Consider the following 19,040-nt stretch of genomic DNA (forward strand, 5'->3'; position numbering starts at 1 on the left):
TGCCGCCGTAGCTGGCGCTGGTCGGGTTGTAGTGGCGGCCCTTGCCGGAATCCAGCTTCACGCCCAACAGGCCGAGGGCATCGACGCCGACCCCGACGGTGCCTTCGGTGTAGCCGGAGGCGTAGTTGAAGAGGAAGCCCTGGCCCCACTCTTCCTGCTTGGACGGCGCGTCGGCGAACTGGCGGTTGTCCGAGTTGATGTAGAAGTTGCGCAGGGTCAGGCTGGCCTTGCTGTCTTCGATGAAACCCGCGGCGGCGGCTTGCTGGGCCAGCACGCCGAGGGCGACGGCCAGGGCGAGGGACGATTGGTGCATTCGGGTCACTCCATTTTCTTGTGGTCTTGAAAGGGCACCTCGAACATCTCCTCACTCCATCGCTGTATTGTTTTGTATATAGCGATCGGCGAACATCAGCAGCACCGGGGCTTTCGGCCTGTTCAGGAGGGGCGGTTCAAGGTTGCGCAGCAGCGACTGGGAAAGCCGAGAAGCGCGAAACGGCGTGCATGACGCCAAAACTTGACTTCAAAGTCAAATTCTTTCAAGAATGCGACCCCACCGGCTGACCCAAGGCCAGTCGGTAGGAAACGTGCGGAGAGTCGGGCCGGAACTCAGGTTCCGGCCCGCTGGTGTCAGGCAGGTACGCCGAGGATGACGTGGGAGGCCTTGATCACGGCCGTCGCGCTGACGCCCTTGGTCAGGCCGAGTTCGGCCACGGCTTCACGGGTCACCACGGAGGTGACCTTGGCGCCACCGGGCAGCTCGATCACGACTTCGGAGTTCACGGCCCCGGCGTCCACCGATACCACCGTGCCGTTGAGGCAGTTGCGGGCAGACAGACGGATGTCACTGCCGTCGGTCATGAGCATCACCCAGGGTGCCTTGACCAACGCGATGGCGTCCTTGCCAACCGCGAGGCCCAAGGATTTGACGCTCTGCAGGGTAACGACTGCCACCAGGCTGTCGCCGCCGGGCAGGTCGAGCACGACTTCCGCGTTCACCGCGCCCTCCGTCAGGGCGCTGATGGTTCCTTTGAATACGTTGCGGGCACTTACTTTCACAGGATTCTTCCTCCGTGTTTCGAGAGGTTACGAATGGCGCTATATAGCGTAGTAAATAGCGAGAACAGGACCGGCCGAAACTCTAGGCCCAGCACTTATAGCGCCTCAACCACAACGGCCGATTTCATCCTCATTCCTGCGAGCTACTCATGACTGCACCCCGCTTCCTCGCCCGCATGTCGCTGGAAACCGCCATTGGCGCGGAGTTATCCGGCACGCGCATCCGCCTGCTGGAGCAAATACAACTCAAGGGCTCGATCAATCGGGCAGCCAAGGCCGTGCCGATCTCCTACAAGGCCGCCTGGGAAGCGGTGGACACCCTGAACAACCTCTCCCCCACTCCGCTGGTCACCCGCGTTAAGGGCGGTCCGCAAGGCGGCGGCACCGAACTGACCGATTACGGCCGCAAAGTGGTGGCGATGTACCGGGCACTGGAAGGCGAGTACCAGGCCACCCTGGACCGGCTGGCCAACCAGCTCGACCACAACGGCCCCGAGGACATCCAGGCATTCCAGACGCTGATGCGACGCATGCGCCTGAACAGCAGTGCACGCAATCAGTTCTCCGGAATCATCGACGAGCTGGTGGAAGGCCCAGTGGAAGCCGAAGTGCGAATCCGCCTCGATCCGCAGACCGAGATCGTCACCGTGGTCACCCGCACCAGCGTGGAGAACCTGGGCCTGGCTCCGGGCATGGAAGTGCTGGCAATGGTCAAGGCGTCCTCGGTGATGCTCAGCACCGAGCGCGACGTGCGAATGACCGCGCGCAACCAGCTCTGGGGCGAAATTTCCGTGATCCACGAAGGCCCGGTGAACAACGAGGTGACCCTCGACCTGCCCTCCGGACGCAGCATCACCGCGGTGGTCACCCAGTCCAGCTGCGAGGCGCTGGGCCTGCGCCCCGGCTTGCCGGCCTGCGCTTTCTTCAAAGCCTCTAGCGTGATCCTGGCCAGCCATTTCTGAGTCGCCAACAACGATGAACACCACACAACCCACAACAAGGAGTCATCCCATGAGTCATCGCCTCACCCGCGCCGCCGCCGCGCTCGTCGCCCTGTTCGCCCTGGGCAGCGCCTCGGCTGCGGAAGTCCAGGTGGCCGTCGCCGCCAACTTCACCGCGCCGATCCAGGCCATCGCCAAGGATTTCGAAAAGGACACCGGCCACAAGCTGGTCGCCGCCTACGGCGCCACCGGCCAGTTCTACACCCAGATCAAGAACGGCGCGCCTTTCGAGGTCTTCCTCTCGGCCGATGACACCACGCCGGCCAAGCTGGAGAAGGAAGGCGATGCCGTGCCCGGTTCGCGCTTCACCTACGCCATCGGCACCCTGGTGCTGTGGTCGGCGCAGGACGGCTATGTGGATGCCAAGGGCGACGTGCTGAAAACCGGCCAGTACAAGCACCTGTCCATCGCCAACCCGAAAGCCGCGCCCTACGGCCTGGCAGCCACCCAGGTGCTGGACAAGCTGGGCCTGACCGCGACCGTGAAGCCCAAGCTGGTTGAAGGCCAGAACATCACCCAGGCGCTGCAGTTCGTTTCCAGCGGCAACGCCGAACTGGGCTTCGTCGCCCTGTCCCAGGTGTACAAGGATGGCAAGATCACCAACGGCTCCGCCTGGATCGTGCCGGCCGACATGCACGAGCCGATCAAGCAGGACGCGCTGATCCTGAAGAAGGGTGAATCCAACCCGGCCGCCAAGGCGCTGGTGGATTACCTGAAGGGGCCGAAAGCCGCGGAAGTGATCAAGTCCTACGGCTATCAGCTGTAACGACGGCGCGGGGTGAAACACCCTCACCCCGGCCCCTCTCCCAAAGGGAGAGGGGAGCCTGTCAGCGGCGACTCAGTCGTCGCCCTCTTCCATTGCGGCCTTGAGGGCCTCGTAGGCCGGTGCGGCATAGATGCCGACGTCCACGGCCAGCTGCATGACCTTCTCCAGATCGTTCTTGTAGACCAGCACGCACTGCAGTTCGTCATCCAGCGGTTCGCTGAAGTCCACCAGCACGTAGCCACCTTTCTCCGGGTAGAGGCTGCCCATCTGCACCTGGATGCGGTTCAAGGCCTTGAGCGGCTCGACCTTCACCAGTTGCTTGGGCTTGAGCACGAAATTCACGCTCGGACCGAAGGAATCCACTACCTGCTGGAACAACTGGTCGTAGCTGTCGGCCTGGAACAGGACGGTGTCGGGCAGGCTGCCCACGACCACCCATTCGCCGAGAGGAATGGGGAAGCTGTCGTCGTAGTTGATATCGGGGTTCGCAGCGAGGAAGGCGTCCGCATCGGCGTAGGCCTGGGTCGCCTCAGCGGCGACGCGTTCGATCTCATCCTCGGTCATGCAGCCGGAGCTGATTGCCGCGATCAATTCGATAAGTTGCTGTTTCACGAGATGAGCCCTGCCGCTTGAGGAACGAAAGCGCGAAGGATACAGGGAAGCCACACGGACATAAAAAAAGCGGAGGACTCTTGCGAGCCTCCGCCACTTCAGCACACCACGCTGAGTAAAATTCAGGTCGTACGGATCAGGTGATCGAAAGCGCCCAGCGACGCCTTGGCGCCCTCGCCCACGGCGATCACGATCTGCTTGTACGGAACCGTAGTCACGTCACCGGCGGCGAACACGCCGGGGATATTGGTCTGGCCCTTGGCGTCGGTGATGATTTCGCCGCGCGGGGACAGCTCCACAACACCCTTCAGCCACTCACTGTTGGGCAGCAGGCCGATCTGCACGAAGATGCCTTCCAGCTCCAGGGTGCGCAGCTCGTCCGAGGTGCGGTCCTTGTAGACCAGGCCGTTGACCTTCTGGCCATCGCCTTTCACTTCGGTGGTCAGTGCACTCTTGATGACGTTGACGTTGGGCAGGCTGGCCAGTTTCTTCTGAAGTACGGCGTCGGCACGCAACTTGTCGTCGAACTCGATCAGGGTGACATGGGCGACGATGCCAGCCAGGTCGATGGCCGCCTCGACACCAGAATTGCCACCGCCGATTACCGCCACACGCTTGCCCTTGAACAGCGGACCATCGCAGTGCGGGCAGTACGCCACGCCGCGGCCACGGTATTCCTGCTCGCCGGGCACGTTCATCTCGCGCCAGCGGGCGCCAGTGGAGAGGATCACGGTTTTCGCCTTCAGGGACGCGCCGCTCTCGAACTTCACTTCATGAAGCTCGCCTTCGGCCTTGGCCGGGACCAGTGCGCTGGCACGCTGCAGGTTCATGATGTCGACGTCGTACTGCTTGACGTGCTCTTCCAGGGCGCGAGCCAGTTTCGGGCCTTCGGTCTCCTGCACGGAGATGAAGTTCTCAATGGCCATGGTATCCAGCACCTGGCCGCCGAAACGCTCGGCGGCAACGCCGGTGCGGATGCCTTTACGCGCAGCGTAGATGGCCGCGGAAGCACCAGCGGGACCACCGCCGATTACCAGCACATCGAAGGCCGCCTTGGCGTTGAGTTTCTCGGCATCGCGAGCCGCGGCGCCGGTGTCGATCTTGGCGAGGATTTCTTCCACGCCCATGCGGCCCTGGCCGAACAGTTCGCCGTTCAGGTAGAGGCTGGGCACCGACATGATCTGGCGCTGCTCGACTTCCCCCTGGAACAGCGCGCCGTCGATGGCGACGTGGCGGATGTTCGGGTTGAGCACGGCCATCAGGTTCAGCGCCTGCACCACGTCGGGGCAGTTTTGGCAGGACAGCGAGAAATAGGTTTCGAAGGTGAACTCGCCCTCGATCGACTTGATCTGCTCGATCACGTCGGCGGCGAGCTTGGACGGATGACCGCCCACCTGCAGCAGGGCCAGCACCAACGAGGTGAACTCGTGGCCCATGGGGATGCCGGCGAAGCGCAGGGAAATGTCCGCACCGGGGCGATTCAGGGAGAACGACGGGCGACGGGCGTCGCTGCCATCGGTCTTCAGGGTGATCTTGTCGGTCAGGCCGACGATGTCTTGCAGCAGCCCGAGCAATTCACGGGATTTGTCGCTGTCATCGAGGGACGCGACGATCTCGAACGGCTGGGTGACCTTTTCGAGGTAGGCCTTCAACTGAGTTTTAAGATTGGCGTCCAACATGTGCGAATTCCTTTATTGCGGGCATGAGTCACCCCTCGACGGTCGTTGCCGACCGCCCGAAACGGGATGAGGGGTGTGGTGCAGGCGGATGGCCAGGCCATCCGCCGGAGCATGGAGCGAAAATGGGATGGAACACGTCGCGAGCGACGGCAGTGCAAGGCGAAATCAGGCGCGGGCGCGGAGTTTACGAGCTGTAAATGAGCAGCCCGAGCCTGATTTCAACGCAGCAATGCCTAGCGCAGCAGCGTTCCGCCCATTTTTAGATCTTGCCTACCAGATCCAGGGACGGGGCGAGGGTCGCTTCGCCTTCCTTCCACTTGGCCGGGCAGACTTCGCCCGGGTGAGCGGCAACGTACTGGGCAGCCTTGACCTTGCGCAGCAGTTCCTGAGCGTCACGGCCGATACCGCCGGCGTTGACTTCAACGATCTGGATCTTGCCTTCCGGGTCGATCACGAAGGTGCCACGGTCAGCCAGGCCAGCTTCTTCGATCAGTACTTCGAAGTTCTTGGACAGAACCCAGGTGGGGTCGCCAACCAGCGGGTACTGGATCTTGCCGATGGTATCGGAAGTGTCGTGCCAGGCCTTGTGGGTGAAGTGGGTGTCGGTGGACACGCCGTAGATTTCCACGCCCAGCTTCTGGAACTCGGCGTAGTTGTCAGCCAGGTCGCCCAGCTCGGTCGGGCAGACGAAGGTGAAGTCGGCCGGGTAGAAGAAGAACACGGACCACTTGCCTTTCAGGTTGGCTTCGGTCAGTTCGACGAACTTGCCGTGGTGGTAGGCGGTGGCTTTGAACGGTTTGACTTCGGTATTGATCAGAGACATCGCAACGTCCTCGTTGGGTTAGAAATTTACCCGACAAAGACTATTGGGTTATTCCAAAAAGATCACATTGAATGACCCCATCAGAACGATTGATTACCTCAATGCAACTCTTCGACGCCCCGGACCACGGGGCCTGGAGCGTCGGAGCAAGCGCTATCAGACCAGCGTTTCATCCAGCACGAGCACCAGTTTGCCTTCTACCTGGTTGCTAGCGAGGGCCTCGAAAGCCGCCTCGGCGTCCTTCGCGGGGAAGGCGCGTTCCAATCGCGGCTGCAGGCGGCCTTCCTCGAACAGCGGCCAGACGTGCTGGCGCAAATCGCTGATGAGATCGGCCTTGAACTGCTCGTCGCGGCTGCGCAGGGTCGAGCCGATCAGCTGCACGCGCTTGCCGAGCAGCAGCGCCATGTCCAGTTCGGCCTTGCGACCGCCCATCAGGCCGATGTTCACCCAGCGACCGTCGACGGCGACCAGCGCGAGGTTGAGGCTGGCGTAGTTGCCGCCCACCGGGTCGAGGATCACATCGAAGGGCGCGAAGTCATGCAGACCTTCCAGATCCTCGCCACGCAGCGCGCCGCCCTGGGCGCCGAGGGATTCGCAGTAGGCCAGGCGCTCGGCCGAACCCACGCTGACCCAACAAGGGTTGCCGAAAGCCTTGCATAGCTGGATGGCGGCCGAGCCGACACCGCTTGCGCCAGCGTGCAGCAACACTTTCTCGCCCGGTTTCAGGGCCGCCAGCTGGAACAGGTTGAGCCAAGCGGTGGCGTAGACTTCCGGCAACGCGGCGGCTTCCGCCAGGGAAAGCCCCTCGGGCGCCGGCAGCACATGCCGCGCATCCACCACGACCTCCTCGGCCATGCCGCCCCCAGCGAGCAGGCAACATACACGGTCACCCACTTGCCAGGCGCCACTGCCCGGGCCTACCTCGGCGATCACGCCGGAAGCCTCCAGCCCCAGGATATCGCTGGCCCCTGGCGGCGGCGGATACAACCCTGCACGTTGCAACAGGTCGGCGCGATTCAGTCCGGCGGCGGCCACGCGGATCCGCACTTGTCCTACGTCACAGGCCGGGCTCGCCCGCTCCCCCCACTCCACGCGCCCTTCGACGCCTTGCAATGCCTTCACGGTGCCTCCATAGTGAGCTTGGACCTGGCCCGGCGACCTGCCGGGCCTTCGCGTTGCGCCAATGGAACCCGGCGCCCTCAAATACGGCCTAATATGCGTTATCACCTGTCCCGACGTCGAATCAGCATGAAGCGCTCCCTGATCAGTTCTGCCCTCGCCTTGGCCCTCAGCGTCAGCGTCCTGCCGTTGCATGCCGCCCCTACCGCCCCGAACAGTTGGGACTCCATTCAACCCGACCGTGAACAGGTGATCGCCAGCCTCAATGTGGTGGAGCTGCTCAAGCGCCATCACTACAACAAGCCGCCGCTCAACGATGAGCGCTCGGTGAAGATCTACGAGGGCTACCTCAAGCTCCTCGACCCGGCGAGGATGTATTTCACCGCCGGTGATATCGCCGAATTCGACAAATGGCGCACGCGTTTCGACGACCTGCTGAAAAGCGGCGACCTGGAACCGGGCTTCATCATCTACAAGCGCCACCTGGACCGGCTCAAGGAGCGTCTGGACTTCGCCCTGGCGCTGCTGGACCAAGGCGTCGACAAGATCGACTTCACCGTCGACGAAAGCCTGGAGATCGACCGCGAGAAGGCGCCCTGGGCCAAGGACCGTGCCGCCCTCGACGACCTCTGGCGCAAGCGCGTGAAGGATGAAGTACTGCGCCTGAGGATCGCCAAGAAGGAACCCAAGGCCATCCAGGAACTGCTGGTCAAGCGCTACAAGAACCAGCTCTCCCGCCTCGAACAGACCCGTGGCGAAGATGTGTTCCAGGCCTACATCAACGCCTTCGCCCAGACCTACGACCCGCACACCCAGTACCTCTCCCCGGACAACGCGGAGAACTTCGACATCAACATGAGCCTGTCCCTCGAGGGTATCGGCGCCGTGCTGCAGAGCGATAACGAGTACGTGAAGGTGGTGCGCCTGGTGCCGGCTGGTCCGGCCGAGAAGAGCAAGCAGGTCGCCCCGGCGGACAAAATCGTCGGCGTTGCCCAGGGCAATGGCGAAATGGTCGACGTGATCGGCTGGCGCCTGGACGAAGTGGTCAAGCTGATCCGCGGCCCGAAAGGCTCGGTGGTTCGCCTGGAAGTGATCCCGGCCAGCAACGCGCCGAACGACCAGACCAGCAAGATCGTCTCCATCACCCGCGAAGCGGTGAAGCTGGAAGAACAGGCCGCGAAGAAATCCGTCCTCAACCTCGAGCATGAAGGCAGCAAGTTCAAGCTCGGCGTGATCGAGGTACCGGCCTTCTACCTGGACTTCAAAGCGTTCCGCGCAGGCGACCCCGAGTACAAGAGCACCACCCGCGACGTGAAGAAACTCCTGGGCGAATTGCAGAAGGAGAAAGTCGACGGCGTGGTCATCGACCTGCGCAACAACGGCGGCGGTTCCCTGCAGGAAGCCACCGAACTGACCGGCCTGTTCATCGACCAGGGCCCGACGGTTCTGGTGCGCAACAGCGATGGCCGTGTCGATGTGCTGGCCGACGAGAACACCGGCGCCTTCTATACCGGCCCGATGGCCGTTCTGGTCAACCGTCTGTCCGCCTCGGCTTCGGAAATCTTCGCTGGCGCGATGCAGGACTATCACCGCGCGCTGATTATCGGTGGCCAGACCTTCGGCAAGGGCACCGTGCAGACCATCCAGCCGCTGAACCACGGCGAACTGAAGCTGACCCTGGCCAAGTTCTACCGCGTTTCCGGCCAGAGCACCCAGCACCAGGGCGTGCTGCCGGACATCGAGTACCCCTCGGTGGTCGACACCAAGCAGATCGGTGAAAGCGCCCTGCCCGAGGCTATGCCCTGGGACAGCATCCGCCCGGCCATCAAGCCCGAACTGGACCCGTTCAAGCCGTTCCTGGCCGAGCTGAAGTCCCGCCACGATGCGCGCACCGCGCAGGATCCGGACTTCGTCTACAGCCGCGAGCGCCTGGCGCTGGCCCAGAAGCTGATGAAGGACACCGTGGTCAGCCTCAACGAGACCAAGCGTCGCGCCCAGCAGGCCGACATCGAGGCCAAGCAACTGGCGATGGAAAACACCCGTCGCAAGGCCAAGGGCGAGGAACTCCTGAAGGAACTCAAGGCGGAAGACGAAGATGCCGCCCCCGTAGAAGAGGAAAAGACCAAGCCGGAAGACGACGCCTACCTGACGGAAACGGGTCAGATCCTGCTGGATTACCTGGGCCTGAACGCAGCCGTGGCGAAACATTGAAATGATGTCATAACGCCGTCACATAACTGTCGTGAAATCCGGGGGCCGCAATTGCGGCCCCTTTCTTTTTCACGAGTAACAGCATGACCGTCACCGAGCAGTTGAGCGCACTGGGCCTGATCCTCGCTCACGGCGACTTGCACAGTTTGTTCCAGCCAATCCTGTCGCTGTCGGAGCGACGCATCCTCGGCTACGAGGCGCTGACCCGCGGCCCGTCCAACAGCCCGCTGCACTCCCCCATGACCTTGTTCGCGGTAGCGCGCCACGCCGGACGCCTCAGCGAACTGGAAATGGCTTGCCGCAAGAGCGCGTGCCGGCGCTTCAAGGAACTCAAGCTCGATGGCCTGCTGTTCCTCAACGTGTCCCCGGAATCCCTGCTGGACCCGGCGCACCAGCCGGGCCGCACCCTGAAGATGTTGCAAGCCTTCGGTATCCCGCCGAGCCAGGTGGTGATCGAGCTGACGGAACAGACCCCGACCGAAGACTTCAATCTGCTCGATACCGCCTTGCACCATTACCGCGCCATGGGCTTCTCCATCGCCCTGGACGACCTCGGCGCCGGCTACTCCAGCTTGCGCCTGTGGTCCGAGCTACGCCCGGATTACGTGAAGATCGACCGCCACTTCATCGACGGCATTCACCAGGACGCGGTGAAGCGTGAGTTCGTCGAATCCATCCTGAAGATGGCCAAAGCCTCCCGCGCCCAAGTCATTGCCGAAGGCATCGAGCTGCCGGAAGAACTCGCAGTGCTGGCGGAGATGGGGATCGACCTGGTCCAGGGCTACCTGCTCGGCCGCCCCCAGGAACACCCCTCGCGCGACCCGCGCGCGCTGCTGCCGACGATGGAGTCGCTCAGCAGCATGAACGAAGAGAGCCGCGACCTCTCTGCACTGCTCAACGAGCAGCTGGCGGTACATGAGGACACGCCCATCCACGAAGTGCTGGAAGCGTTCCGCGCCCAGGCCAACCTCAACTCGCTGGCGGTGCTGGACGCCCAAGAGCGCCCGGTGGGCATCGTTCATCGCCACCTGCTCTCCGAGGCCTTGCTGCGCCCATTCGCCACCGACCTGTTCACCCGCAAGTCGGTGAATCGGCTGATGAGCACGGACTTCCTCGCAGTGGAACTGGGACAGTCGCTGCAACAGGTCAGCCGCCTGATCACCAGCCGTGCCCGGCAACGTATCGAAGAAGACTTCATCATCATTCTCGATGGCCGCTACCGGGGCCTGGGGCGGGTGATCGATGTGCTCAAACTGATTACCGAGCTGAAGATCCAGCAAGCGCGCCATGCCAACCCGCTGACCCTGCTACCGGGCAACGTACCCATCCAGCAGTGCCTGACGCGCCTGCTGCAGCAACGCCGTCAGGCGGTGGTCTGCTATGTGGACATCGACAGCTTCAAGCCTTTCAACGACCTCTATGGCTATGCCAAGGGCGACGAGGTACTGCTGTGCCTGGCCCAGTGCCTGAGCGAACGCGTGGACCCGGCTCGAGATTTCGTCGGTCATATCGGCGGCGACGATTTCTTGCTGGTACTGGGGTCGGCCGACTGGCGCATACGCCTCAACCATCTGCTGGAAGACTTCCAGGGTCAGTGCCGGCGCTTCTACCGCAACGACCATCTGGAAGCAGGCTGCTTCGTCGCCCACAACCGTCATGGCCAGCGCGAGGAATATCCGCTGCTGTCGCTATCCATTGGTGTTGTGACCCTCAGGGCCGAAGACTGCCTGCAACTGGATGCCTCACAGCTGGCGGGGCTCGCCTCCGAAGCCAAGCGCCACGCCAAGGCAATGCCAGGCTACAGCGTGCATATCATCGAAGCGGTTTCGTCCGTGGCGGATTGATCGCGCCGTTCAGTCAGAGGCCGAGTTCGCCAGCTCGCTGTGCGGCGCTTTCGGCCGCATCGCTATCGGGCTCCAGGCCCGGACCGCCGTCGCGGTAGAGGTCGGCCAGCTTGCGCGCCGCCAACGGATGGCCAGCATCGGCTGCCAACTGCCACCAGCGCGCGGCTTCCGCGGCATCCGGTGCCTGGCGGGAATCCCCGTCCAGGCTCAGCACCCCGAGTTGATAGGCGGATTTGCCGTCGCCAGCCTGGGCTGCCAGGCGGAGCAGGCGAATGCCCTCCTCCCGCGCGCCAAAGCCGTGTCCACGGTGAAGCAGCAGGTGACCGTAGAAACTCTGTGCGGATAGGTCGCCCAGGGCAGCCATGCGCGCGAACTGGCCTTGCATCCATTGCCAGGCACGCGGATGGGCCACCAGCTTGGGGAAGCGCATGAGCCGGCGAGCTACCAGGTAGCCGAGCCGTGCCCGCAGCTTCCAGAGCATCACTGCTCCTCGGGGTAGGTGAACTCGAACACGCGGACGACTTCGGCTGCATGCCAGGACGCAGCGGCGGTGCCATCCGGCGGGCCAGCGAAACGGCCCAGGCGTTCGACGCACTCGAAGAAGCCCGTACGCGGCAGGCGACTGGCGCCCTGGCTGATCACCAGGGAACTGCGCAACGGTCGCTCGGCGCGGGCGTCGAGGGCGGCCAGGTGCTCAAGGGCTGCAGTGAGCGTCTGCATTGCCGGGGACGGCAACTGTAGGCGTTCGATCAATGCCCGATAGGTCAACAGATGACGCTGACGGCGAGCATCTTCCAGTTCATCCAACAAGGCTTGCCAGTGCTGGCGGCTGATTCGCAGACTCAAGATCCGGACTCCCAGCCGGATACGCCGAGAACATGCGCCAGACTACGTTTGATGGCTTCATCGGGCTCGCGTTCGCCGCTCTCGATCAACCCGAGGTAGTGGGGGCTGATTCCCACAGCGCGAGCCAGTTGCTCCAGGCTCTGGCCCTGCGCTTCGCGCAGCGACTTCAGTTGTCCGAGCGCAACCCTGGCTGGTTCGGTGGCCGATTCCGTAGCGGCCTGGCCGGCGGCACGCAGCAGCACCTGATACTCGGCCCAGGGCAGTACCGCGTACTCCGCCTGGCCGTCACGCATGATCACTTGCACACTCATTGAAGCTCCCCGTGGAACGCAGTGCCGACTGCTTCAGCACCTCCATGCAGGCGGCCATATTATCAGGCCGAGGGCCCGCAGAGGGTGAACTATACTGCGTCCACCTGGCGGGGGAAGGCTCGTGACGCGGCATTTTCGTGTAGTTCTCTGGATACTGTTCAGCCTCTGGCCCGGACTCGCGCTAAGTGAAGAGCTGCGCTGGGGTTTCGGCCCGGCCGATGGCATGCCCTACGCGCAGGTAAGCGACCATGCCCTGCTCGGCGGCTTCATCCTTCATCTGGGTGAGCGCATCGCCAAGGACCTGTCCATCAAGGTCAGCTTCATCGAAACACCGAACAAGCGCATCGAGGAATCCCTGAAGAACGGGCGCATCCACCTGATCTGCAACTCGAATCCCGAATGGATGGTGGACGCCTCGGCGTATCACTGGTCTCCCTCATTGTTCGAAGAAGAAGACGCCCTCCTCCAGCATCGCGACAGTCCGCGCATCGCCAGCCTGGCCGACCTCAAGGGCAAGGTGCTGGGCACCAGCCTGGGCTTTGCCTACAGCATGCCGCTGATGGAAGCCTTCGCGAATAACGACGTGGAGCGCAAGGATGTACGTGATCTCGACACCCGCCTGAATCTGCTGAGCCACAAGCGGCTGGACGCCATCATCGACATGCGCCGCGCCCTTGCCTATGAACTGGCCGTGCGACCCGATGCGCCCCTGGTGTTCAGCCCCTGGATCGTGGAGCGCTACCGATTGCACTGCGCTTACGGCAGCCAGCTACCGATACCGGCGGAACAACTGGACGCCGCGCTGCAACGTTTGCGGGATAGCGGTGAGATCGAATCGTTGCTGCAGGGCGAGCAGCAGCGCGCAGGACTTCAGGATCGCTGAGAATCCGGCGCCGGCAGCCGTTCCAGGGCCGCTCGTACAGCAGGTGACTGACCCTCGCGCCACGCGCGGAAGGCATCCAGTTCGCCACCCCAGGCTTTCAGGACCCACGCCAGTACGGCCAGGTCGTCGACGAAGCCCATGCCCAGCAGCCAATCCGGTAGCGCATCGAGCGGCGTGACGAAATAGATCAAGGCCCCTACCACGGCGAGAAATGCCTTGGGATTGATCTGCCGGTAGTCACCGCGCAGCCAGGCATTGGCCAGCGACAGTAACAGTCGCAGGTCATCCTTCACCGCACCGAGCCGGCCGCTCTGGCTCGTGCTCTTGCGTGATACCGCCAGCAACAGGGATGGCAGTCGGCCACCGGCGAGGAAACGCTGCGCCAGGGTCAGGTAACGCTGGAAATTCCAGGGTGCTTTCACGGCTACTCCTCGGCAGAAGCCTGGCCTAGACGGCTTGGCGCGGTTATCCACGAATTCTGTGGATAACCTTGTTAACACTTTTCCACATTACACGGAAAAGGCCCATGTCATGCGGGTCCGCGACAGATCGGGCAAAATTTGCCCACTGCCAAAAGCCCAGCAAAATCAATCATTTGACCGGACGGTCCGCAATGCGACTGCGCGTCGCACAGCGCACAATCATGGTTACCCGGTCATGTGCATAACCGTAACACCTTCTCGACGTCTCACTCCCGATGTGACTGAAAAGTCGTTTCGCGGTTCGGATGAGACTGGCGCCGGAAACGAAAACGCCCCGTCGAGACGGGGCGTTCACGCGAAAACGGCTGCCGCTTATTGCTGGCCAGCGGCCGCCGGATCCTTGATGCCGAGCAGTTCCAGGTCGAAGACCAGAACCGAGTTGGCCGGAATGGCCGGGCTCGGGCTCTGCTCGCCATAGGCCAGCTCGCTGGGGATGAAGAGCTTGACCTTCTCACCCACGTGCATCAGCTGCAGGCCTTCGACCCAACCCGGGATCACGCCATTGACCGGCAGGTCGATGGGGCTGCCGCGCTGGACGGAGCTGTCGAAAACGGTGCCGTCAGTCAGTTTGCCTTCGTAGTGAACGGTCACCACGTCGGTCGCCTTGGGCTGGGCACCTTCGGCTTTCTTGACGATTTCGTACTGCAGGCCGGAAGCGGTGGTCACAACGCCTTCACGTTTGCCGTTGTCTTCGAGGAATTTCTTGCCGGCTTTGGCGTTCTCGGCATTCAGTGCGGTCATGCGCTCTTCGGCACGCTTCTGCAGGAAGGCGAAGGCTTCAACCAGCTCTTCGTCCTTCAGGCGCTGCTCCTTCTTGCCGATGGCGTCTTCGATGCCCTGGGCGACAGCCTTGGGATCGAGGTCATCCATGCCTTCCTGGGCGAGGCTCTTGCCCATGTTCAGGCCAATACCGTAGGAAGCCTTCTGGGCCGGAGTCTTGAGTTCAACGCTGGTCTGCGAATCGCAGCCCGCGAGAACCAGGCCCACCAGGGCCACAGCGGCCGCCAACCGATGTTGTTTCATGCTGAATCCTTGTCTGTCGCCATGATGGCAATACGATGGAGCGGCGAGCTTAGCAGGCCGCCGCGAGAGGTGGCTATGGGCAATAAGAACGGAGAGTCTGCAATAAGTTCAGCAGCTTGCGCGGCATCACGTAAGCATTGTTGACAGTGTTGTGGGGGATTTTTGGCAGGCAAAGAAAAAGCCCCCAGGTATCGCTACCTGAGGGCTTTTATAGTGGCGCAGCGGACGGGACTCGAACCCGCGACCCCCGGCGTGACAGGCCGGTATTCTAACCGACTGAACTACCGCTGCGCGTAACCTTGAAACTGGTGGGTGATGACGGGATCGAACCGCCGACCCTCTGCTTGTAAGGCAGATGCTCTCCCGGCTGAGCTAATCACCCTAATATGCGCCCAATGAAGGGTCACACACTAAACGAAAAACCCTCAGGCATTGCTACCTGAGGGTTTTGAATATGGCGCAGCGGACGGGACTCGAACCCGCGACCCCCGGCGTGACAGGCCGGTATTCTAACCGACTGAACTACCGCTGCGCGTAACTGCGAGATTGGTGGGTGATGACGGGATCGAACCGCCGACCCTCTGCTTGTAAGGCAGATGCTCTCCCGGCTGAGCTAATCACCCTTCACTCTCGAAGTGGGGCGCATTCTAGAGAGGTATCCCGCCTCTGGCAAGCCCCTTTTGAAAAAAAATTATCAGGCCTTCCAAAGGCTTAGCTCAGGGTTGAGCCCGACGCCTCCCGATGAGAATAATGCGCGCTTTGTGTCCGGAGGTTTTCCCCTATGTGGTTTCGCAACCTGCTTGTCTATCGCCTCACCCAGGATCTGAATATTGATGCCGAGGCGCTGGAAGCCGCGCTGGCGACCAAACCGGCCCGGCCGTGTGCCAGCCAGGAGCTGACCACCTACGGTTTCGTGGCGCCGTTCGGCAAGGGCGCCGATGCACCGCTGGTACACGTCAGCGAAGGTTTCTTCCTGGTTTCCGCGCGCAAGGAAGAGCGCATCCTCCCCGGCAGCGTGGTACGGGATGCCCTGAAGGAAAAGGTCGATCAGATCGAGACCGAGCAGATGCGCAAGGTCTACAAGAAGGAACGCGACCAGCTGAAGGACGAGATCGTCCAGACCTTCCTGCCGCGCGCCTTCATCCGCAAGTCCGCTACCTTCGCCGCCATCTCGCCGGCACAGGGCCTGATCCTCGTCGACGCTTCCAGTCCCAAGCGCGCCGAAGACCTGCTCTCCACCCTGCGTGAAGCCATCGGTTCGCTGCCGGTGCGTCCGGCCTCGGTGAAGATCGCCCCCACCGCCACCCTCACCCAGTGGGTCCAGACCCAGGAAGCCGCCAGCGACTTCTACGTGCTGGACGAGTGCGAACTGCGCGACACCGACGAAGACGGTGGCGTTGTGCGCTGCAAGCGCCAGGACCTGACCAGCGACGAAATCCAGCTGCACCTGACGTCCGGCAAGCTGGTCACCCAGCTGTCCCTGGCCTGGCAGGACAAGCTGTCCTTCATCCTCGATGACAAGCTGGTGATCAAGCGCCTGCGCTTCGAGGACCTGCTACAGGAGAAGGCCGAGCAGGACGGCGGTGAAGATGCCCTGAGCCAGCTCGATGCCAGCTTCACCCTGATGATGCTGACCCTGGTGGAATTCATTCCGCAGCTCTTCGAAGCCCTGGGCGGCGAAGAGATTCCGCAGGGCGTCTGACCTTGCCAGCGCCGGCCCCAAGCCGGCGCTTTCATGAATGCTCTCCAGCGTCTGGCATGCCCCTTCCGACCGTCGCGACGGCCGGACTTGTCCGACCGGCCAGGATGTGCAAAATACTGCGCAGCGCGAGGACGACCTTGCCACTCTGCGAGTGATCACCGGGGACGGCCCCACCCAATCTGTCGTCTATCTGGAGTTCACCATGTCCTGGATCATTCTCTTCTTCGCCGGCCTGTTCGAGGTGGGCTGGGCCGTCGGCCTGAAGTACACCGACGGCTTCAGCAAGCCGCTGCCCACCACCCTCACCGTAATCGCCATGCTCATCAGCCTGGGCCTGCTCGGCCTGGCCATGAAGGAATTGCCCCTCGGCACGGCTTACGCCATCTGGACGGGAGTCGGCGCGGTCGGCACGGTGATCGCCGGGGTCATCCTGTTCGGTGAATCGATGGCGCTGGTGCGCCTGCTCAGCGTCGCGCTGATCATCGGCGGCCTGATCGGCCTCAAGCTCAGCCACTGAATCACCGCAAAGAAAAAAGCCCGCCATTCGGCGGGCTTTTTCATTCAGCGGGCATCGCCCCGCAGTTCGGCCACCTGCAACTGCAGGCTCTGCCTGTCGGCCAAATCGGGCGATACAGGCGCCCCCGCCACCAGGCGGATGCGCGACCAGAAGCGCTTGAACAATCCCTTGGCCGGGTCACGGCTGAAGAAGCTGCCCCACAGCCCCTGCAAAGCCATCGGGATCACCGGTACCGGATTCTCCTCGAGGATGCGCTCGATGCCATTCTTGAACTCATTCAACTCGCCGTCGCCGGTCAGCTTGCCCTCGGGGAAGATGCACACGACTTCGCCGTTGCGCAGGTACTCGGCGATCTTCTTGAAGGCCGCATCGTAGACCAGCAGGTCTTCATGGCGCGCCGCGATGGGCACGGTCCCGGCGGTGCGGAAGATGAAGTTCAGCACCGGCAGCTGGTAGATCTTGTAGTACATGACGAAACGCACCGGACGCCGCACCGCGCCGCCAATCAGCAGTGCGTCGACGAAGGACACGTGGTTGCACACCAATACCGCCGGCCCTTCCTCGGGAATCGCTTCCAGGCCCTTGTGCTCCACGCGGTACATGGAGTGGCCGAGCAGCCAGACCAGGAAGCGCATGGTGAACTCGGGAACGATCTTGAAGATGTAGCTGTTCACCGCGATGTTCATCAGCGACACCACCAGGAACAGCTCGGGAATCGACAGCCCGGCGACGCTGAGGAACAGAATCGAGGCAATGGCCGACACCACCATGAACAGCGCGTTGAGAATGTTGTTGGCGGCGATCACCCGGGCGCGCTCGTTCTCCGCCGTTCGCGACTGGATCAGCGCATACAGCGGCACGATGTAGAAGCCGCCGAACAGGCCGATACCGAGGATGTCGGCAAGGATCAGCCAGGCCTGTGCATGGCCCAGCAGCGCCAGCCAGTCGTGCGGCGCCGCGCCTTGCGGGAACTCGCCGGAGTGCCACCAGAGCAGCAGGCCGAACAGGGTCAGGCCGATGGAGCCGAAGGGCACCAGGCCGATCTCCACTTTGCCGCCCGAGAGGCGTTCGCAAAGCATCGAACCCAATGCGATCCCCACCGAGAACACTGTGAGGATCAAAGTCACCACGCTCTCGTCGCCGTGCAGCAACTCCTTCGAATAGGCCGGGATCTGCGTCAGATAGACGGCCCCAAGGAACCAGAACCAGGAGTTGCCCACCAGCGAGCGCGATACCGAAGGTCGCTGACCCAGTCCCAGGCGCAGGATCTGCCAGGACTGGCGGAAGATGTTCCAGTCCAGTTTCAGCTCCGGCAACGCCGCTGCCGCACGGGGGATGCCGCGGCTGGCCAGGTAGCCCAGGCTGGCGGTGAAGACGATGGCACAGGCCACCACCGGCTCATAGCGCTCGACGGACATCATGAGACCGGCGCTGATGGTCCCCGCGAGGATGGCGAGGAAGGTACCCATTTCCACCAGGGCGTTGCCCCCCACCAACTCATCCTCCCGCAGCACCTGCGGCAGGATCGAATACTTCACCGGGCCGAACAGCGCCGAGTGGGTGCCCATGGCGAACAGCGCCAGGAACAGCAGCGGCAGACTGTCGAAGAAGAAGCCCAGCGCCCCCACCGCCATGATGGCGACCTCGGCCAGCTTGATCGCGCGGATCAGCGCGTCCTTGGCGAACTTCTCGCCGAACTGCCCGCCCAGGGCGGAAAACAGGAAGAACGGCAGGATGAACAGCAGCGCACAAAGGTTGGTGAAGATGCTCTTGTCGCCGGAAATGGCGAGCTTGTAGAGGATGGCGAGGATCAGCGACTGCTTGAAGATGTTGTCATTGAAGGCGCCGAGCAGTTGGGTCACGAAGAACGGCAGGAACCGCCGCGTGCCCAGCAGGGCGAATTGCGAGTGTTGGCTCATCTTCCTTGGTACCTGTGGTTGGCAGTGGAATAGCCTCGTGCAACCGAAGTTGCACGTCGCTGATTGGACTGCAAGACGGTGGCGGAAAGCCACACTCACAGGAAAGATGTTTGTGCGAATTCGCAGACCTGAATCGTAGGAGCGAGCTCTGCTCGCGAACCGTTCCTTCATTCGCGATTGAAATCGCTCCCACAGACCCGATCCCGTATCGATCCTCAGATGCGCGGCTTTCCTGTAGGGGCGAAT

The 19,040-nt window shown here is 62.6% G+C and carries 19 protein-coding genes and 4 tRNA genes; 7 read left to right on the top strand and 16 right to left on the bottom strand.

What is annotated here, in order from left to right:
• Both MnOB_RS01935 and MnOB_RS01940 read right to left on the bottom strand, forming a co-directional pair.
• Positions 1 to 313: OprD family outer membrane porin (locus MnOB_RS01935; protein WP_158713760.1), on the bottom strand; the 313-nt coding region annotated here is incomplete at its 3' end.
• A gap of 314 nt (positions 314 to 627) precedes the next feature.
• Positions 628 to 1,056: a TOBE domain-containing protein gene (locus MnOB_RS01940; protein ID WP_077521451.1), complete on the bottom strand. Its 429-nt coding sequence runs from the start codon at positions 1,054 to 1,056 to the stop codon at positions 628 to 630.
• 149 nt (positions 1,057 to 1,205) lie between these two features.
• On the opposite strand from MnOB_RS01940, the gene MnOB_RS01945 reads away from it, so the two are divergent.
• Positions 1,206 to 2,018 (top strand): TOBE domain-containing protein, encoded by an 813-nt coding sequence (locus tag MnOB_RS01945; RefSeq protein ID WP_077521453.1) that lies wholly within the window; start codon positions 1,206 to 1,208, stop codon positions 2,016 to 2,018.
• Between the two features lie 49 nt (positions 2,019 to 2,067).
• On the top strand, positions 2,068 to 2,823 hold the full coding sequence (gene modA / locus MnOB_RS01950) for a molybdate ABC transporter substrate-binding protein (protein WP_077521455.1): 756 nt from the start codon (positions 2,068 to 2,070) through the stop codon (positions 2,821 to 2,823).
• 72 nt (positions 2,824 to 2,895) lie between these two features.
• Here the strand turns inward: modA and MnOB_RS01955 are convergent, their stop codons facing one another.
• The 4 genes from MnOB_RS01955 to MnOB_RS01970 form a co-directional block, all read right to left on the bottom strand.
• A complete protein-coding gene (locus MnOB_RS01955) occupies positions 2,896 to 3,435 on the bottom strand; it encodes a hypothetical protein (protein ID WP_077521457.1) in 540 nt (179 codons plus the stop codon).
• A 122-nt stretch (positions 3,436 to 3,557) separates the two neighbouring features.
• On the bottom strand, positions 3,558 to 5,114 hold the full coding sequence (gene ahpF / locus MnOB_RS01960) for an alkyl hydroperoxide reductase subunit F (RefSeq protein WP_077521459.1): 1,557 nt from the start codon (positions 5,112 to 5,114) through the stop codon (positions 3,558 to 3,560).
• A 259-nt stretch (positions 5,115 to 5,373) separates the two neighbouring features.
• Entirely contained in the window at positions 5,374 to 5,937 is a 564-nt protein-coding gene (gene ahpC, locus MnOB_RS01965) for an alkyl hydroperoxide reductase subunit C (RefSeq protein WP_069082528.1), read from the bottom strand.
• 156 nt (positions 5,938 to 6,093) lie between these two features.
• Positions 6,094 to 7,059, bottom strand: coding sequence for an NAD(P)H-quinone oxidoreductase (locus tag MnOB_RS01970; protein ID WP_077521461.1), 966 nt, complete (start codon positions 7,057 to 7,059; stop codon positions 6,094 to 6,096).
• Between the two features lie 126 nt (positions 7,060 to 7,185).
• Here MnOB_RS01970 and MnOB_RS01975 point away from each other — a divergent pair, with 126 nt between their 5' ends.
• Positions 7,186 to 9,267 (top strand): carboxy terminal-processing peptidase, encoded by a 2,082-nt coding sequence (locus MnOB_RS01975; protein ID WP_107504019.1) that lies wholly within the window; start codon positions 7,186 to 7,188, stop codon positions 9,265 to 9,267.
• Between the two features lie 83 nt (positions 9,268 to 9,350).
• Positions 9,351 to 11,111: a bifunctional diguanylate cyclase/phosphodiesterase gene (locus MnOB_RS01980; RefSeq protein WP_077521465.1), complete on the top strand. Its 1,761-nt coding sequence runs from the start codon at positions 9,351 to 9,353 to the stop codon at positions 11,109 to 11,111.
• Positions 11,112 to 11,124: 13 nt separating this feature from the next.
• On the opposite strand, the gene MnOB_RS01985 is transcribed toward MnOB_RS01980, so the two are convergent.
• From MnOB_RS01985 to MnOB_RS01995, 3 genes are read right to left on the bottom strand one after another with little or no spacing between them, the layout of a single operon-like run.
• Positions 11,125 to 11,592: a tetratricopeptide repeat protein gene (locus MnOB_RS01985; protein WP_077521468.1), complete on the bottom strand. Its 468-nt coding sequence runs from the start codon at positions 11,590 to 11,592 to the stop codon at positions 11,125 to 11,127.
• Positions 11,592 to 11,957, bottom strand: a complete 366-nt coding sequence (locus tag MnOB_RS01990) for a hypothetical protein (protein ID WP_077521470.1) — start codon at positions 11,955 to 11,957, stop codon at positions 11,592 to 11,594. Before MnOB_RS01990 ends, MnOB_RS01985 begins: the two co-directional genes overlap by 1 nt.
• Complete coding sequence (locus MnOB_RS01995) at positions 11,954 to 12,268, bottom strand: helix-turn-helix domain-containing protein (protein WP_077521472.1); 315 nt, start codon at positions 12,266 to 12,268, stop codon at positions 11,954 to 11,956. The genes MnOB_RS01990 and MnOB_RS01995 overlap by 4 nt, the downstream gene beginning before the upstream one ends.
• A 121-nt stretch (positions 12,269 to 12,389) precedes the next feature.
• Here MnOB_RS01995 and MnOB_RS02000 point away from each other — a divergent pair, with 121 nt between their 5' ends.
• The gene (locus MnOB_RS02000) at positions 12,390 to 13,151 is read left to right on the top strand and encodes a substrate-binding periplasmic protein (protein WP_077521474.1); all 762 of its coding nucleotides are present in this window, start codon (positions 12,390 to 12,392) and stop codon (positions 13,149 to 13,151) included.
• On the opposite strand, the gene MnOB_RS02005 is transcribed toward MnOB_RS02000, so the two are convergent.
• The 6 genes from MnOB_RS02005 to MnOB_RS02030 form a co-directional block, all read right to left on the bottom strand.
• Positions 13,139 to 13,573 (bottom strand): YkvA family protein, encoded by a 435-nt coding sequence (locus tag MnOB_RS02005; RefSeq protein WP_077521476.1) that lies wholly within the window; start codon positions 13,571 to 13,573, stop codon positions 13,139 to 13,141. The two genes, MnOB_RS02000 and MnOB_RS02005, sit on opposite strands and share 13 nt — an antisense overlap.
• Positions 13,574 to 13,945: 372 nt before the next feature.
• Positions 13,946 to 14,656: a BamJ family beta-barrel-assembly machinery protein gene (locus MnOB_RS02010; protein WP_077521478.1), complete on the bottom strand. Its 711-nt coding sequence runs from the start codon at positions 14,654 to 14,656 to the stop codon at positions 13,946 to 13,948.
• Between the two features lie 214 nt (positions 14,657 to 14,870).
• Positions 14,871 to 14,947: transfer RNA gene (locus MnOB_RS02015), tRNA-Asp, on the bottom strand.
• A 15-nt stretch (positions 14,948 to 14,962) separates the two neighbouring features.
• Positions 14,963 to 15,038: transfer RNA gene (locus MnOB_RS02020), tRNA-Val, on the bottom strand.
• A gap of 73 nt (positions 15,039 to 15,111) precedes the next feature.
• Positions 15,112 to 15,188, bottom strand: a tRNA-Asp gene (locus tag MnOB_RS02025).
• 15 nt (positions 15,189 to 15,203) lie between these two features.
• A tRNA-Val gene (locus tag MnOB_RS02030) sits at positions 15,204 to 15,279 on the bottom strand.
• 158 nt (positions 15,280 to 15,437) lie between these two features.
• On the opposite strand from MnOB_RS02030, the gene rdgC reads away from it, so the two are divergent.
• Both rdgC and sugE read left to right on the top strand, forming a co-directional pair.
• On the top strand, positions 15,438 to 16,358 hold the full coding sequence (gene rdgC, locus MnOB_RS02035) for a recombination-associated protein RdgC (protein ID WP_077521480.1): 921 nt from the start codon (positions 15,438 to 15,440) through the stop codon (positions 16,356 to 16,358).
• A gap of 202 nt (positions 16,359 to 16,560) precedes the next feature.
• Positions 16,561 to 16,875, top strand: coding sequence for a quaternary ammonium compound efflux SMR transporter SugE (sugE, locus tag MnOB_RS02040; RefSeq protein ID WP_077521520.1), 315 nt, complete (start codon positions 16,561 to 16,563; stop codon positions 16,873 to 16,875).
• A gap of 44 nt (positions 16,876 to 16,919) precedes the next feature.
• On the opposite strand, the gene MnOB_RS02045 is transcribed toward sugE, so the two are convergent.
• Entirely contained in the window at positions 16,920 to 18,794 is a 1,875-nt protein-coding gene (locus tag MnOB_RS02045; protein WP_077521482.1) for an MFS transporter, read from the bottom strand.
• Between the last annotated feature and the right edge of the window lie 246 nt (positions 18,795 to 19,040).

The sequence above is a fragment of the Metapseudomonas resinovorans genome (assembly GCF_002003485.1).
Classification (GTDB): domain Bacteria; phylum Pseudomonadota; class Gammaproteobacteria; order Pseudomonadales; family Pseudomonadaceae; genus Metapseudomonas; species Metapseudomonas resinovorans_D.